Source organism: Meiothermus sp., assembly GCF_026004115.1.
In the GTDB taxonomy this organism is placed as follows: domain Bacteria; phylum Deinococcota; class Deinococci; order Deinococcales; family Thermaceae; genus Meiothermus.
In genome coordinates this window covers 564,657-580,743 of record NZ_BPIM01000001.1, presented here as the reverse complement: position 1 = coordinate 580,743, position 16,087 = coordinate 564,657, and the positions used below count along the sequence as shown (strand labels likewise).

Sequence of the window (16,087 nt, the reverse complement as noted above, 5' to 3'; positions counted from 1 at the left end):
CCTGGTCCTTCATACTGGGAGAACCCCACCTAGCAAGCAGTTTAAGCTTCGGCAACCACGGCAGAAGACTCCTCGTCCTCTCCTGGGGTCGCCAATACCGATAGCTTACCAGCTTGGGCCAAAACTTTCTCGCGGATCTCCTGGGCCATCCGGGGTTCGCCCTTGAGGAACTCGGCAGCCTTCTCTTTGCCCTGGCCCAGCCGGGTATCGCCGTAGGAAAGCCAGGAGCCCGATTTGTCCACCACTTCTGTGGCAATCGCTACTGTTACCAGGTCGGCCAGGGGGTCAATGCCCTTGCCGAAGTACAGCTCGATCTCGTGCTCGCGGAAGGGGGGGGCCAGCTTGTTCTTGGTCACCTTGACCCGTACCCGGTTGCCTACCGCATCGTTGCCTACCTTGATGGGCTGGCCCTGTTTGCGTACGTCCAGCCGCACCGAGGCATAAAACTTGAGCGCCCGCCCGCCGGGGGTGGTCTCGGGGTTGCCGTACATGGTGCCCACCTTTTCACGGATTTGATTAATAAATATGGCCGCGGTGTTGCTCTTGGAGAGGGCTGCGGTGAGCTTTCGCAGGGCCTGGCTCATCAAGCGGGCCTGGATGCCTACAAAAGCATCGCCCATCTGCCCTTCGATTTCGGCCTGGGGCACCAGGGCGGCCACCGAGTCAATCACAATCACGTCGATGGCGCCCGAACGGGTCAGGAGTTCCACAATTTCCAGGGCCTGTTCGCCGGTGTCGGGCTGGGAGACCAGCAGGTCGTCGATGTTGACCCCCAGGCTTTTGGCGTAAATGGGATCCAGGGCATGCTCGGCGTCTACGAAGGCGGCTACCCCACCGGCCTGCTGGGCCTGCGCAATGATGGAGAGGGCCAGGGTGGTCTTGCCGCCCGACTCGGGGCCGTAAATCTCGATGATCCGCCCCTTGGGAATGCCGCCGATGCCCAGGGCCATATCCAGACCTAAGCTGCCTGTGGAAATCACATCCACCTGCTGCCGGGGGGCCTCGCCCAGGCGCATCACGGCCCCTTTACCAAACTGCTTCTCGATGGACTTTAGGGCTCCTTCCAACGCTTTTTGTTTCTCCTTATCCATATACACTCCTGTTCAAACTGCCGGGGATGCGACTCAACCAAGCGGAAACTGCTCTATAACGCGATACTGACAAGCGGGAACTGCTCTATAACGCGATACTGTGAACCCGAACGCTCCAGCTTAGACTCCACCAAGCATACTGCTCTGGCCTGGAACTGTAGATTCAGTACCAGCGGCCCAATGCGAGGGGCTGGGCCTTTTTTGCGGGCCAGGGTCAGGTGGGGGTGGAACGCTGCGGTTTTTATCTCTGGAAGCGCTCGCTGCAGTCTTTGGGCCAGGGGTTCCAGGCCCACCCCGCTGGCCTTGACAAACCAGACCCGGGGTGAGCCCGTGGGGGGGAAGTACCCGGTTCCAGCCAGCTCTACCTTAAACTCTGGCACTGTGGCGGCTACTTCCCGTCCGATTCGGCGGAACTCCGGCAGGCGCTCCTCGGGTTGTGGTCCTAAAAAGAGCAGGGTGATGTGGAGTTGGGGGGGTGGGCTCAGCTTCCAGCCCTTGAAACCCCGCACTTTTTCCTGGGCTTCGCCCAGGGCTTCTTGCACCGCGCGCGGGGGGAAGATGGCATAGAAGAGCCTCATTGCAGCTCACCCAGCAAAAAGGCCAGGGCGGCATGGGCTGCCCGCTGGCGCAGCATTTCGCGGTTGGCGCCGGGCAGGCGAAAGTGCCTGGACTTGACGCCGCCCGGACCGGCCAGTCCCACAAAGAGCGTACCTACCGGCTGACCTTCCAGGGCTTCGGGCCCGGCCACCCCGGTAGTGGAGAGGGCGTAGGTTGAGTTCAGCATGTGGCGAGCAGCGGAAGCCATGGCCTCGGCGAAGGCAGCAGAAACCACACCATGTTGAGTGGCTACACCTGGGTCAATGGGGAGTTGGGACTTGGCCGAAGGGTGGTAGGGAACCAGCCCGCCCAGGTAACTTTTGGAAGCGCCCGCGACCCCAGTCAGGAGGGCCCCCAGCACCCCCCCGGTCATGGACTCGAGGGTGGCCAGGGTGGCCTGTTGGACTTCCAGCCTTTTGAGCACCAGCACAGGTAAAGTGTCGGCATCCTGGCCCCAAACCGCTTCGTCCAGGAGGGGGCGGATCTGAGCCGCAAGGCGGTCTACCAGGCTTGGTTCGCCGCGCACCACCACCGCCACCCCATCCATTTTAGCGTAGGTGCCCACCTCGACCTGCCCGTTGCGCTTAAACAGCTCGCCCAGCAACTCCACAATGCGCGACTCCCCCAGGCCAAAGGTCTTGAAGGTCACCTGCTTGTAGGGCTTTTGTGGCAGATGCAGCTGGGGCAGGATCTCGGCCCACATTGGGCGCCACTCGGCCGGAGGGCCGGGCAGGCACACCAGGTCTTTGTCTTCCTGGTGCACCCACCAACCCGGCGCGGTGCCCCTGGGGTTCTCGATCCAGCGGGCCGAGGGGATTTTTTGGGCCTGTTTGCGGTTGGTCTCGGGCATCTTCCAGCCCCTCTCCGCGAAGAGCTTCTGAAGCCACTCCAGCACTGCCGGGTCAAGCTGCAAATCCTCGTCCAGGGCGGCCGCGATGGCCTCGCGGGTGATATCGTCGGGGGTGGGGCCCAGCCCGCCCGAAAGCACCACCAGCCGGGCCTTTTGCCAGGCCTGACGTACCTCCTGGGCCAGGGTTTCCAGGTCGTCGGCGACCCGAAGCGTCCGGCGCACCGCTACGGCGTAGGGCTGAAGGCTGACGGCAATCTCAGCCGTGTTGGTATCCACGGTTTCGCCGTATAAGAGCTCATCCCCCACGCCAATTATTTCTGCTAAAAACATAATAACTCCTATAGATTACAGCGATTTTTGAAAAACGTCAAAGGCCTGCCCCCCATCATACGAACCGGCAGTGGCGAGGAGGCATGTTTTATTGCATGGGCAATGCCGACACGGTGGCCGACCAGCCCTCAATCTGCACCTGGTCGCCGGGGGCCAGCTCCTTGCGCAACAGTGCCAGGGCGACCGCGCCCAGATGGGGCGACTCCACTGCGGTGCCCACCCGGCCTACTCGCTTGCCCTCGCGGAAAACCTCGGCCCCGGCGGGGATTTCCTTCTGGCCCAGCAGGCCCATCAGTTGGTAGCGGGTGTTACCCCGGGCCTCGAGCCTGGCCATAATCTCCTGCCCCAGGTAGCAGCCTTTCTTGTAGCTCACCCGGCCCTCCCAGCCGACCTCCTGGGGCAGCTCGCCCAGGGCCTCGGGCAGATCGGCCTGACCGCGCTCGACCCGCCAGATCTGCCAGGCTTCGCGGCCTACCGGCGTAGCTCCATTCTCCAACAGCATTTTGGTAAACAGCGGTGCCTGCGCGGCGCTTGCAAAAAGCCATAGGCCCAGCTCATCACGGGTCATGACCAGGCCCTCGCCTTTTTGGAGCCCCCAACGCGGCGGCAGCGGCCCTAAGCGCTTTGCGACCTGCTCGACTTTGGAGCCCTGCAGGCGCAGGGTGAGCCAGCCCTGGAGCTCGTTCACCTCCACCTGATCGAACACGATGTATTTGCGAAAACGGTTGGCGAGGGCTTTGGCGCTGGGGGAGCTAATCCAGAAGGACTCACCCAGATGCAGCACCAGACCTATATGCTCAATCTGGCCCCTGGCGTTCAGGAAAACCGTCTCGAGCCAGCTCCCTTCGGGCATCCGGCGGATGTCGGAGGTGCACTGGTTGTGCAAAAAATCGTGCCGGTCGGCACCTTTTAGCTCCACCAGCCCATATTCGGCGAAATCGAGCAGGGCTGCGCCATACCGGAGGGCCTCGAGTTCGGCCTCGACGTCGCCGTAGTTCCACGGAATCACTTGCTCACCCTGGGTACGCCAGGTCACCCCATGCGCCTCGTGCAATGCCTGCAACGACATGCTTTTAGTGTAAAGCTTTCTTGCAATCAAAACCCCCACAACCTCACCATGTCAGCCTTGGCCGGGGCTACAAAAGTGCAGGATAGAACGGTGTGCTCTGGAACTGCTACGGGGCCGCTTTACTGTATCTGCACCCGGTACACGAAATACCCGCCCTCACCCGGCAATAGCGCCGGTAGGGTGCCGCTGCCGCTGGGGTTGGGGGCGGTGCTGAGGCTGCACAGCGAGGCTAGATTTAGGTTGATGCCGCCCACACTGCCCAGATCGGGGCGTACCAGGGTGCTGTTTGGGCAGGCCAGCTCGAGCTCCCCCGTGCCGCCATAGGCGTTTTGCACCAGGGTAGTGAAAAAGGGAATGGGATCGCTCAACACCACATTGAAGATGGGCTGGCTGCCGATGTTCTGATAGGCGATGCGGTACTCGAGCACCTCCCCGGGCCGCCCCAGCACGTTGGCGGCGAAGGGGCTCCCGGTGCTCACGTTACGCACTTCCTTCAGGAGTTGCAAGGTTCCCGCCGTAATCACGGTGGTGGTGTCGAAGACCTGTCGGGTGTCGGTAAGGGTCGGGTTGTTGGCCCATCCCAGGGCGGCCTGGAGCTGGGCCATGTCCACCCGCCCCGCCGGCAAGCCTGCCGGCACCACGACCTGCAACTCCAGGGCGCAGGCTCGCAAGCTGCCGTCGCTTTCACGCGGCCAGGAGGCGCCCACCGTAAAGCTCTGTGGCAAAGGCTGGAAGCTCTCGCCCGCATCGGCAAAATCGCCGTCGCAGTTCACATCGCGGCGCAGGGCGTAGGTGTAGCTGCCCCCACTCTGGACAAGGTTTACCGTGCCCAGGGTGCCCGGGCGGTACAGGTGGCTATAGGTAATCGTAGCCGGGCTGGGCGACTGCCTCGACTGATCGGGGGAGAAGCGGCTTTCGCGCACCACCCCAAAGTTGTAGCCCTCGTAGTACTGCCCAGGGGCAAAGCCACCGATGGTTCGGCTGGCCGCGGCAGCGCTGCCGTAGCCGGAGGCCAGGCTAACGCTGCTTCCGTTCACGTTGCTGCCCGTGGCGGGCTGCAGGGGGTGGGAGAGGGTCAGGCTAGAACCAAAGCTAGCCGGGATAAAGAGCGTGTAAAGCCCGCTGGCATCGGTGGTGGTGCTGCGCACATTGGTTCCGTCCGATGCACTCACCAGCGCGTTGGGAATACCTGGTTCACCCGCGTTTTGCCAGGCGTCGTTGGCAGTGCCCCCGCCCAGCCCATCGTCGCGGAATACCGTGCCCCGGATGCGCGAACCGTTGAATAAACCGAAGTCCTGGTCAGCGATATTGCTGCTGCCCATGCCGACGGTACGGCTGCCGCTGGGGTTGATGAAGAGCCAGCCGGAGGGCGCGGTGGGGGTGGTGTTGGTGGGGCTGTTGGTCACCACGAGGGTGTAGCTGCCTGGAGCTACCGTGCTGAAGGTGTAAACCCCGCTACCAGGGTTCACCGCTACCGACTGCACCACACTGCTGCCTTGCACCAGGTTCACATAGACGGGGGCCCCGCTGCTCCAGTCTTCCCCCGGCTCGCGCACCCCGTTGGGCTGTAGATCGGCGTAGATGCGGCCCGAGAGACTGGCCCCCTGGAGGGTAAGGCTGGCGCTGGCGGGGGCCGTGTTGTTGCCCTGGTTGGTCTGCAGGGCTCCGGCGGCCAGGGTGTTGGTGTAGCTGCCTGGGCTGCTGCCGGTAACGTTGACGGTAACCGTACAGGCGCCGTTGGCGGGGATCTGTCCTCCGCTTAGGGTTACCGTGGAACTACCCGCGGCGGCCGTTACCGAACCGCCCGGGCAGGTGGTGCTGGCCGCAGGGGGACTGGCCACCACCAGGCCAGCCGGTAGGTTGTCCACCAGGGTAGCGGTCAGCGTGGCGACAGTGGCGTTGGGGTTGCTCAGGGTGATGGTGAGGGTGCTGGTGCCGCCGATGGGGATACTGCTGGGGCTGAAGGCCTTGCTGAGGCTGGGGGAGGTGGGCACGGTGCTATTTGCGTTAGCGCTGGCGGTCTGGCTGAAGGCGGTGCCCAGGGTCTGGGCGTTGTAGCTTACCTGGGCGATGTTGGTAATGGTCTGGCCGGCGGCGCTGGGGAGTACCTGAACCCGGAAGCGCAGGCTGGCCCCCTGAGTAGGCGGAATCAGCCCGCCCTGGCTGGCATTGGCCCCGGTGCCTAGGCGGAAGCGCACACAAGGGGGGCTACCGGAAAGTTCGCTGCAGGCGGGGCTGTACTCGGCGATGTCGTCTCCGCTGGCGTCGGTAAAGCTGCCGGTGGGGGCTCCGGTAGCGTTGCTGACGACCTGCAAGCTGCCCGGCACATACTGGGTGCCCGCCGGGATGGGGTCGCGCACCACCACTTTGGTAGCCCCATCCTGGCCGGTGTTGGTGAAGCTGATGGTGTACTCCAGGATGTCGCCTACTAGCACGTTGCCCCCGTTGAGGTCGGCTACGCTCTTGGCGAAGGTGGAGGTGAGGTCGGGGGCGTAAATGTTGACGGCAAAGGTGAGGATACCCGGATAGTAGGCATCGCCGGTAGAGACAAAAGCTACGCTGGTCGAGGACTGATTGTTGCCCAGCAGACCTGTGTTTTCCAGGCGATCGATGTCGAAGCCAAGTTGGTCAATGTAATTCGGGTTCTTGCTGGAAACGTGCGACCCCAGGTCGCTGATGGTGGAGTTGAAGTAGTTGGTTGCAGGGTTGGTGGCGTTGGAAACATCCGTGCCGTTAACCCGCAGACGGTCGCCCGTTATTCCCCGGTCGCCCTCGTAGGCCACTGTGCCCAACCGCAAGGTGACCGGGCCGGTGGCCGGGGTTAGGAAGCCGCTGATGGTGGTGTTGACCGTGGTTGTACCACCAACCTGCGCGTACCCGTCAAAGACGTTCAGGTGACGCAATGGTTGACTGGAGTGCTGATAAACCACCACCAGGCTCCACCCTGCGTAGCGGTTGCTGTTATTGGGGCTACCCTGAACATTGGCGGCCCAGTAGTTTCCATTACCGCCTGCCTGAACCAAGCTGGTGACCTCAACGAAGCTATGGTAGAGACTTCGGCCTGATAGCGGTGAGTAAGTCGGTCTGGGTGGCGGTCAGGGTGGTGTAGCCCCCACTGGCGGGGGTGCGGAATCGAACCGGCTGGGGCTGGGCAGGCTGGGTGCTTCGGCACCCCAGTAGAGCCCGGCCCAGAGCACGGTGGCGCCAGCAGGCAGGTTGAGGCTGGCCGAGGAGGAGTTGAAGGTGGTGCTATCTCCGTCTGTGTCCACGTAAATCATGGTGTAGGAGTTGTTGTTGGCCAAGTCTTCCGCTTGTTGTACCGTTCCTGGCGCTGGCGCACTGGCCGCCGTTTGTACCGGTTGGGGAGCAGGTCATGAGGGTGTTGCCGATGAGTACAATGTCGCCTGTGGTATTGGTGCTATAGCGGGAGGTGAAGTTGCGGATGACCTGGGCCTGGGCCAGGCTCAGGGTCAGCAGGAGCAGTACGATCAAAGACCTCTTCATCGGCCACCTCCCAGAATATCGAGGCGAAGGTAAAAACCCGGCGCGGTGTCGGGGGTCGGGCCCACAAAGCCGCCAAAGGTGTAGCCGGCGTTGAACCACAGGCCTTCTACCACCCGGAAGCTGGCCTCGAGCGAAAACGCCGTGGCGCTGCTCTGGGTGCCGGGCTGGAGCTGGTAGTAGGCGGCGGCTCCCAGGCCCAGCCAGTCGGTGAAGTAGTAGTTGCCGCCCAGGCCCAGCTGGTAGGTGTGGCCGGCGGGGTCGTCCAGCTTGAGGCGGTAGGCCAGGCTGGGGCGGAGCTGGAAAGCCAGATCCGGCTGATAGCTGGCGGCCAGGGCCCCCTCGAGAACACGCTCAGTTCCACTGCTAAGGCGGTGGTAGGTGAGCAGCGAGGCCTCGCGCCCGCGCAGGGCATAGGCCAGCGTAAAGCGGCCCTCCAGTGTGGGCACCAGCTGGTAGTTGGCGTCCAGCGAGAGCGACTGCTGGGCGTCGAGCTGCCCGGTGGCTCCGGCCCGCAGCACCACCTTGGGCTGACCGGCGGCCCAGGCGGTCTCGCCGCCCAGGGTGGCGGCGAAGTTCTCGGCCTGGTAGCGCAGGGCCAGGCCAAAGGCCATTTGGTCGTTACCGCTGGAGAAGCTGCGCTCATAGCCAGCGCTGGCGTTCAGGCTCCAGCTATCAGAAAGGGGGAAGGGGGCCTCCAGGCCAAAACGGGCCCGGTTACCCTCGCCCGAGGCCCCCGGGAGCTGGTAGGCGAGGGAAAGATTGGCGCCCCCCAGTTTTTGCTTCAGCCCCAGGCTGCCCGATAGGCCCAGGCCCCAGGTCTGGGTCAGGTCGGCCTCGGCGCTCAGGTTGGCATCCAGGGCAAGGGTGCTGCGCAGGCGGGTGAAGGCGCTCTCGGTCAGGCTAAAAGGCTGGGCGTGGGTGAGCTCGCTTCTCAAAGCCCCGCTTTCCAGGCCCAGCCGGCCCAGGGCCAGGGTGGTGCCGCTTTCCCAGGTGTAGCCCAGCCCGCCCCCCACCGAGAAGGCGGGCGTGAGACGGCGGGTGTAGAGCAGGCCGGTGCGGTTGGCCTCGGCGGTCTGGTGCTCCAGCAAGACCCGGTCGGCCTCACTCAGGCTGTAGGCCACCTGGGCCTGGCCCTGGAGCCTGCCCTCGTAGGCCAGGTTGGCGCTGGACTCGAGGGAACCGTTCTTGCCAGAGAGCTCGAGGCCCAGCCGCCCGTGGACGATCCCCTGGCTGTAGGTAGCCCGCAGGCCAAAGCCAGGAAGCTGGTAGGCGGCCTCGGCCCCGTAGCGCCAGCCGCTGCCGGGCAGGTACGCCGCCCCCGCGCCAATGCTGAAATCGCCCAGCTTCCAGCGGGCCCCAGCCCCGTAGCCGAGTTCGCGGGCGCTGCCCAGCGGGGCATACACCACCCTAAGGCGCACCGGCTGGAAGTCGGGGGCGCTGGGCCACAACGGCTCTGCGAGGGTCAGGGTGCCGCTGGCGGCGTCTAGTACATAATCCTTAAGGCGCTCGAGGGGCCTTTCGCTGGCCCCCACCAGGAGCACCGCCCGCTCGCTGCCGGGCTCGGCAGGGCCACTGAGCCGGTAGAAGCGGGTGCCGTCGGGTACGATCAGGTCGGTTTTACTGTTCACAGGGAGCCAGCCAGCAAAGCCCTGCAGGGCCAGATCGTCGCGGGTTTCGATGCGCAGGGCGGTGCCCTGGGGCAGCCCACTGAGCCCGAAGACGCTCAACTGGTCGGCATAATAGCCCAGGCTAAAGCCCGCCTGGTCGTAGCGCAGGGCCACCGGGTCGTCCGAGCGCAGGGGCCACTGGGCCTCGTTGCCCGTACCCGTCAGGGGGAAGCGCCCGTTGGGGTCGGGTAAATCGCGCAGGCCGCTTTCCACCTGGGGCTGGCCCTGGTTAAAGCGCAGCGAGCCATCCAGGGCGGCCCGCAGCGTGCCGGCGGCCAAGGGGCTTTCCAGGTAGCCACGCCCCAGGCCAAACACCTGAATGCTCTCGCCCAAGCGCATCCCCACGCTGCCCTGGAACTGCCACAGCCGGTTCTGGCGCCCCAGCACAAAGAACTCGGCCTGGCCCTCGAGTTCGTCAAAGGCCAGCCGCAGGCGCAACGAGGTGGGGGTGGGGGTGGGCTTGAGCCGCAGGAGGGCCTGTCCGTCCTTGAGCAGCAACTGATAACCCGACAAAAGTGGGAAGGCGTCGGGATCGGTGGGCTCGATGGAGGTCTCCACCGTCACGGCGCCAAAGCCCGCCGGCAGGCCCAGGGCATCCAGGGCCCGTATCTCTAGCTCAATCGGCGTCCGGCCATCGGCCAGCAAGCGCAGAGGGCGTACCTCCAGCCGGGTGGGGTTACCCGTTAAAAAGACCTCCACCCGGTCGGAGCCGGCCACAGTTTGCACCTCTATTAGGTTCCGGCCCGGTTGCAACGGCAGGCCGTAGTATTCCAGGCGCTGCAGACCTTTGCCGGTATCGTAGGTGGCCTGGCCCAGGTTTTTGCTGTCTACCGGCTGTCCGTTGAGGCTCAGGCGGGTCTCGAGGCCGTAGGGGGTTTGCAGCACCACCCGGGCCTTGTCCACTCGGAAGAGGGTGCCGGGCAGAGGTTCTTGAATGAAACCCTCGCGGGACTGGGCCTGTAGCGGTCGGGCTTTCTCGAAGCTGGCGTAGCTCTGCTGGCCTTGCAGGTACACCTCGCGGTCGGCAAGGCGCAGCGTCAGGGTGGGTTCGGCAATGGGCCCCAGGCCCTCGCGGTGGCGCAGTTGGTAGGAAAAGACCCCCTGGGTCTGGTAGGGCAGTTCGAAGAACAACCGGCCTGCCTCGTCTATCCGGGGGTCGGGGATGGGCTTGCCGTCGAGCCGGGCTGAGCCGGGCTCGTAAGCGGCTGGGTCGGGGGGCAGGTGGGTGAGCAGCAGGCGCTCCCCGGTGATAGTGCTCTGGACGTTGAACTCCAGGTAGATTGTGGAAAGGCGCAAAGGCTCCATAAGGGGCAGCGCGGTCAGGATGGCTTTGGCCGGGAAGGAGGCCGGAACCCCGTTTACCAGGGTCGTGGCCTGGTTTTCCAACAGGCCCACCCGGCCCGCCTCGGCCTCGAGCCGCAGTTCGCGCACTTCCCCAGCCCCTAAGGTGAAGCGCAGGCTGTTGGGTAGCTGCATCTTGAGGCCTTCGTCGGGCGACTCTTGCAGCTCGAGGGTTACCGGGTGGTCGGTGGGGTTGCCCACGCGCAGGGAGAAAGTTACCGGGCTCCCCACCAGCACCCGCGCTAGCTCGACGGTTTTTTCCAGCCGCAACAGGGTGCGCTGGAGGTAATCGGGGGCGGTTTTATCACCGCCGTTGGAGGAGAGCCGGGCCAGGAAGCTCCCCTCCGCCGGGGCCCCAAAGCGCACCTGGGCCCGGTAGGCGTGGGTCGTGCTGGCCCCGGGCGCGAGCATACCGCTGAACGCTGGGCTTTGGGCCACCTCGAGCCACTCGGGGTAGGTGTCGTGCAGGGTGTAGGTCAGGGGGGCCTGGCCGCTGTTGTGTACTTTCAGCTGCACCTCCACCACCTCCCCCGGTACCACCATGCGCTTGTCGAGCGTGCGCGAAAGTTCGGCCACCGGGCGCAGCACCTGTACCTCGGCGCGGGCTTGGGCCAGGGGTTGGTTTTGCTCGTTGAGCAGGCGGGCGGTGTTCGTAAGGGTGGCGGGTGCGTCCGGGGCTACCCGGGCGCGTACCTCGAGCACCCGTTCTTCACCGGCCTGAAGCTTTAGGGTCTGGTCGAGCGGCGAGCCCTGCAGCCCTGCGGCCAGGTTGTCTTGCAAGCGTACCCGGCCCGCTTCGTCGCCGGTGTTCTGTACCCGCAGGCGCCAGGTGGCTTCACCGCCTGCTACCACACTGGGGGTGAGCGCTTCCTTGCGCAGGGTAAAGGTAGCGGGCTGAAGGATACGCAAGCCGGCGGAGGCTTCTTGTTGCCAGGGAGAAAGCGCGGCCTTGACCACAGGTTCGGCCTTGCAGGTGGCCCGGGCCTGTATCTGCAAAACCGCGTTGCGGCCCTGGGCCACGGGGGCGGTCAGGCGGGTGGCGCCCAGGGCCTCCAGGCAGGGGGGTAGCAGAAGCTCCAGATCGGCGGGCAGCAGGCGGGGGAAAGCCGTGCTGACACGGGCCGTTAGGGTAGTCTGTTCGCCCACCCGCAGCGTGGTCGGGGCGGCTTCCAGGCTAAGCTCTACTTTCGGGTAAACCAGAAAGCGCACCCGCTGGGTCTGGCCGCCCTCGAGCGCTACCGACGCGGGCCCCACCATGCGGGCGCCGCTCAGTTGGGGGGTGAGCTTGAAGCCGCCCGGCGGTAGCTGCAGGCTTGCCCTTCCCTGGTTCAAGGTTATCTCCTGTTCGCCTACCTGCACCTTCAGGTCCAGGGGTTGTTCGCCATCTGGCAGCACCAGCACCGCCTCAACTTCCAGCGTGGTCAGGGGGGTTGGGGCCGGTTCAGGGGGGGCGATTTTTTCCAGCACAAAGCGGGCCTGGCCCCCCGCACAGCCAAAGCGCACACTCTGGTTGCCCAGGCGTTCGCCGCCCTGTACCTCCACCCGCACCAGGCGGTAGCCTTCCGGCAGGGTGGAGAGGGTAAGGGTTCGGATTTTGTCGCCCTCGGTGGCAATGGGTACGTTCAGGGGGCGGCCTTCGCTGTCCACCGCGCTGGCGGTTACGGGCCGCGGAGCCACCACCCGGAAGGCGTTCTGCTCGACCTCCATGCAGGCATCTACCCGGAAGCCGATGGTGTTGGAGTACTGGGTGGCGGTTTTGGGCTGGCGAAAGCCAAAGGTAATCACCCCCGGCTGGCGGATCTCGTAATAGGCCCAGTTCCGGTCGCCGGAAACCTCGCGCGGCTCTATGCGCCCGTCCGGCAGCCGTACCCGGCCTTCCATCTCCTTGGCGCCGTCCTCGTCGTAGAAGCCCACGCGCAGGGGCAGTACCCCGGGGCTCACGTTCAGCACGAAGGGCTCGAGCCAGCCTTGTCCCTTGATGGTGGCGACCGAGAGGGGGTTGCCGACCTGGAACTGGCGCACATCGTAGAGTTGCAGGGTGGGATCAACCAGCAGCTCGGCGGCCCCGGGCACACTGGTCTGGATGCGGTAGCGGAAGGCGTTCTTGCCCAGGCCTAAGAGGCGGCTGGAAAGCTGGTATACCCCGGGCTCAACCGGGCCCCGGAAGAACAGCACCCAGCGGTGGGGCTCCACCTGGTAGGTCTGCTGGGCCAGAATCTGCCCGTCGTGCGAAAGCACAAACTGCGCCACCATTTTGCCCTGGCCTTTGTCGTAGCGTTCGTCGCCCAGCTCTTCCTGGCCCTGCAGGGCACGGCGGTAATCGTTCGGGTCGAAGCCGGGCGAATAAATTTGCAGGTTCAGAAGGGTGGGTTTGCTCACCACCACGCTGGCCCGCAGCTCCTGAATCTCCCAGCCCAGCCGATTCCCCGGTACGATGCCCCGTAGGTCGGTGCGGGCCTGGGCCAGCGCTATGCCGCCGAAAGCCAGGAGCCAGAAGCTCAAGGCCAGCAACACCCCAGGGTGCAGGATGCTCTGTGCTCTGAGCCCTGTCCTCTTCACGGATACCTCCAGCGGGCCTGAGGATCGGTCAAAAAGCCACCCGGCAGGTCGTAGGTGAGGGTCTGGGTGCCCTGGAACTGCGCAAACCGGAACACCCGTTCGCCGCCGCCGGGCAGGGGGTCAGTAAGGGTCAGGTCGGTGAGGGTTTCGGCGGCGTTCAGAACCAGCACCACCCGGATGCCGCTCGGGAGCGGCAGCAGTTTCTTTTCCACCCTCAGCGGCCCAAACTCCAGGGTGGTTTCGCGCATGGCCCGGGCCAGACCGGTGGGGCGCTCGAGCGGGAAGTCGCTCACGGTCAGGCCCTCCACCCGCACCCGGTGGCGGTAGCCGTCGCCCGGGTGAACAGCGGCGTCAGCCGTCTGTCCCGAAGGGGATCGTCCCCCCGGGTGAACAGCGGCGTCAGCCGTCTGTCCCGAAGGGGATCGTCCCCCCGGGTGAACAGCGGCGTCAGCCGTCTGTCCCGAAGGGGATCGTCCCCCCGGGTGAACAGCGGCGTCAGCCGTCTGTCCCGAAGGGGATCGTCCCCCCGGGTGAACAGCGGCGTCAGCCGTCTGTCCCGAAGGGGATCGTCCCCCCGGGTGAACAGCGGCGTCAGCCGTCTGTCCCGAAGGGGATCGTCCCAGGGCTTCCGGGTGGGGGAGGGGTTGGAAGGGGGCCGAGGCGGGCTCGAGCATCACCTCAAAGAGCCCTCCCGGCAGGTTGCGGAAACTGTAGCGGCCCTCGCTATCGGTCAGGGTTTGTAGCCCGTTGCTCAGGAGCACCCGTGCGCCCGGCAGCGGCACGTCCAGGCCCGTTGTGAACCGGCCGTCGCGGTCGGTGTCCAGGAAGACCCGTCCCAGCAAGCTGTGGGGCGGAGTGAACACCCCTTGCTGGAGCTGCACCACCGCCGAAGCCACCGCGCTGGCTACCGCCGCGTTGCTACCAGCGCTGCCGATGGCCTGCACGGTGTTCCGAAGCGAAGGGCCGACTCCGGCTCCGACACGCATTTTGTAGCTCACTACCATGCGGGCGCCGGGGGCTAAGGTCAGGTTGTCCCAGATAAGCCGGTTTCCTTGCAGGAGGGGCTCGCCGGGGGTGGCGCTCCCGGGCAGGTAAAGCAGGCCAGCCTCCGGGGTGTCCTCGAGGCGCACCGTAAGCGCCACCGGGCCCACGTTTACCACCGTCACGGCATAGGTCAGCAGGTCGCCCACGCTGGCCCGGTTGGGCTGTACCTGCTTTTCCAGCAAGAGCACCGAGGCCAGCACGTTCAGGCTAACCGTGTTGGAGAGCAGCGGGTTGCTGATGGCATCGGCCCGCAGGCTAAAGCGGTTGGGAATGACTGCGCCGTTGGGAGCGCTACTGGCTACCCGGGCCTCGAGATTCAGGGTGCGGGTGCTGCCTGCCGCCAGGGTCAGGTTCCAGCGCACTGTGCGGCTTGTGGAGGTGTAGGTACCGCCTTCCGAAGCCGAGACGAACTCGAGGCCCGCATCCAGCACGTCTTCCACAAGGACATTCTCGAGGGCTATAGGCAAGGGGTTCTCAATTTCCAGCGTATAAACCACCCGCTCGCCGGGGGTCACGGTGGGGCCGGTGCGGGTGCTCTTGCGCAAGGTAATCAGCGAAGGATCCAGCACCTGCAAAACTCGGTTGAGGGTGGGGTCGGTCTGACCCGTGGCTGCCGAACGGGCCAGCAAAGTGAAGGCAAAGGGCGCGGTGCTGGCGGGCAGTCCCGTCAGGCAGGCGGCAAAACTCTGGCGGGACCCGGCTGGCAGCACAATGGGCTGGGGCAGGCTGCCGCCCGCCAGCGTGCGGAAGCTGAGGCCCACCCCGCCCGGTAAGCCCACCGCTTCCAGGCTATACAGGTCGTCGGCGTTGCTGTTGTTGAGCAGGGTGTGTCGGAAGCAATAAGGCTGTCCGGCAAGCACCCTGGCCGACTGTTCGTCGGCAGCGCCCATGGCCTCGGGGTTGTCCAGGGGCCCCAAAGCGTGGGCGTAGCGGGGCATAATCTGCAGCCCTGCGGTAGCCTGAGCGCGGCTGCTGGCCGACTCGAGCGTCACAAGGTTAAGCCGATCGCCTGGGGTGGCCCCGGCCTCCACCTGCATCTGGAAGCTAAAGAACGCTTCCTCGCCGGCCTCGAGGCCCTCCAGCACCAGGCGAATACCCCGCACCTGGGTTTCGAGGGTACTCCAGGTGCTGCCGTCGCTGTACTCGAGGCGCCCCTTGGCAGCGCTGCCCGAACCCATCACGTAGGTCAGGTTGCGCAGTTCCGGCTTGTCTAGCCAATCGCTCACGTAAATGGGCCCCTCGGTCCGGGCGTTGCCCAGGTTCCAAACCCGAATGCGAAAGCCCACTACCTGTCCTTCTTGGGCCTGGGTGGCGTCTACCGACTTGATCACGTTCAGGGCAGCTCCGCTGCCAATGCCCACCCGGCTCAAGTTGTCGCTATCGCGCGTACCATCGGGGCAGGTTGCGACCGGGCCAATATGCAGGTTGCCCGCAGCCGTCAAAGGGGTTTGTAGTCCCAAAAGCAGTCGAATTTCCTGGGCGGGGGCCAGGGTAGCCTGGCTCAGCTCCATTTCCCCGGCATCCAGTTGGGCGTTGCCGTTGGCATCGTGATACAACTTTACTCCAACAGGCGACCAGGGGGCGCTGTCTTGTGCCCAGCCGAGGTCAAAGGTAAACGACTGGTTGCCGCTGTTGCGCAGCAGATATGCAAAGTACACCCATCCCCCGGCCGACACCACCGCAGACTGGGCGGGGGCCCCTGAGGTTCCGTTTGGAGTTAGGGAGGGTACACACACGGCCTGTATAATGGTCTCAATTTCGTTGGACAGATAGGTTTGTCCGTTCACAATAGCCAAGGCCTGGTTGCGAATGACGGTACCGGCAGGGGTGGCCCAGGCCAGGCTCAACCATAAAACCAGCAGCAGTCCCCCAGAGAAGTGCTGGATCGGGCTGGGTTGAACCCGTGTGAAAGCCGAAAACTTCTTCATGAAGTTGCGCAATTGAATGTTTTTGAAAAGGTCGTGCGAGAGCTCATGGCCAGCTTTATGGGGGTTCATAAACTCTCGCACATGTGGATGGACGGGTTGCCCACCCC

The 16,087-nt window shown here is 64.9% G+C and carries 8 protein-coding genes; all 8 read right to left on the bottom strand.

The features are described 5' to 3' along the window. Nucleotides 1-41: 41 nt before the first annotated feature. The 8 genes from recA to Q0X23_RS02645 all read right to left on the bottom strand — a co-directional run bounded on the left by recA (nt 42) and on the right by Q0X23_RS02645 (nt 16,049). Complete coding sequence (gene recA / locus Q0X23_RS02680; RefSeq protein ID WP_297858857.1) at nt 42-1,091, bottom strand: recombinase RecA; 1,050 nt, start codon at nt 1,089-1,091, stop codon at nt 42-44. A gap of 53 nt (nt 1,092-1,144) precedes the next feature. Beyond that, nucleotides 1,145-1,669 (bottom strand): RNA 2',3'-cyclic phosphodiesterase, encoded by a 525-nt coding sequence (gene thpR / locus Q0X23_RS02675; RefSeq protein ID WP_297858856.1) that lies wholly within the window; start codon nt 1,667-1,669, stop codon nt 1,145-1,147. Next, on the bottom strand, nt 1,666-2,868 hold the full coding sequence (locus tag Q0X23_RS02670; protein ID WP_297858855.1) for a CinA family nicotinamide mononucleotide deamidase-related protein: 1,203 nt from the start codon (nt 2,866-2,868) through the stop codon (nt 1,666-1,668). Before Q0X23_RS02670 ends, thpR begins: the two co-directional genes overlap by 4 nt. Nucleotides 2,869-2,956: 88 nt before the next feature. After that, nucleotides 2,957-3,937 (bottom strand): folate-binding protein YgfZ, encoded by a 981-nt coding sequence (locus Q0X23_RS02665; RefSeq protein ID WP_297858854.1) that lies wholly within the window; start codon nt 3,935-3,937, stop codon nt 2,957-2,959. Nucleotides 3,938-4,056: 119 nt separating this feature from the next. Next, entirely contained in the window at nt 4,057-6,960 is a 2,904-nt protein-coding gene (locus tag Q0X23_RS02660) for a hypothetical protein (RefSeq protein ID WP_297858853.1), read from the bottom strand. A gap of 72 nt (nt 6,961-7,032) precedes the next feature. Continuing rightward, on the bottom strand, nt 7,033-7,206 hold the full coding sequence (locus tag Q0X23_RS02655) for a hypothetical protein (protein WP_297858852.1): 174 nt from the start codon (nt 7,204-7,206) through the stop codon (nt 7,033-7,035). A gap of 231 nt (nt 7,207-7,437) precedes the next feature. Then, entirely contained in the window at nt 7,438-13,008 is a 5,571-nt protein-coding gene (locus tag Q0X23_RS02650; RefSeq protein WP_297858851.1) for an autotransporter outer membrane beta-barrel domain-containing protein, read from the bottom strand. Continuing rightward, nucleotides 13,005-16,049, bottom strand: coding sequence for a hypothetical protein (locus tag Q0X23_RS02645; RefSeq protein WP_297858850.1), 3,045 nt, complete (start codon nt 16,047-16,049; stop codon nt 13,005-13,007). Before Q0X23_RS02645 ends, Q0X23_RS02650 begins: the two co-directional genes overlap by 4 nt. Nucleotides 16,050-16,087: the final 38 nt, after the last annotated feature.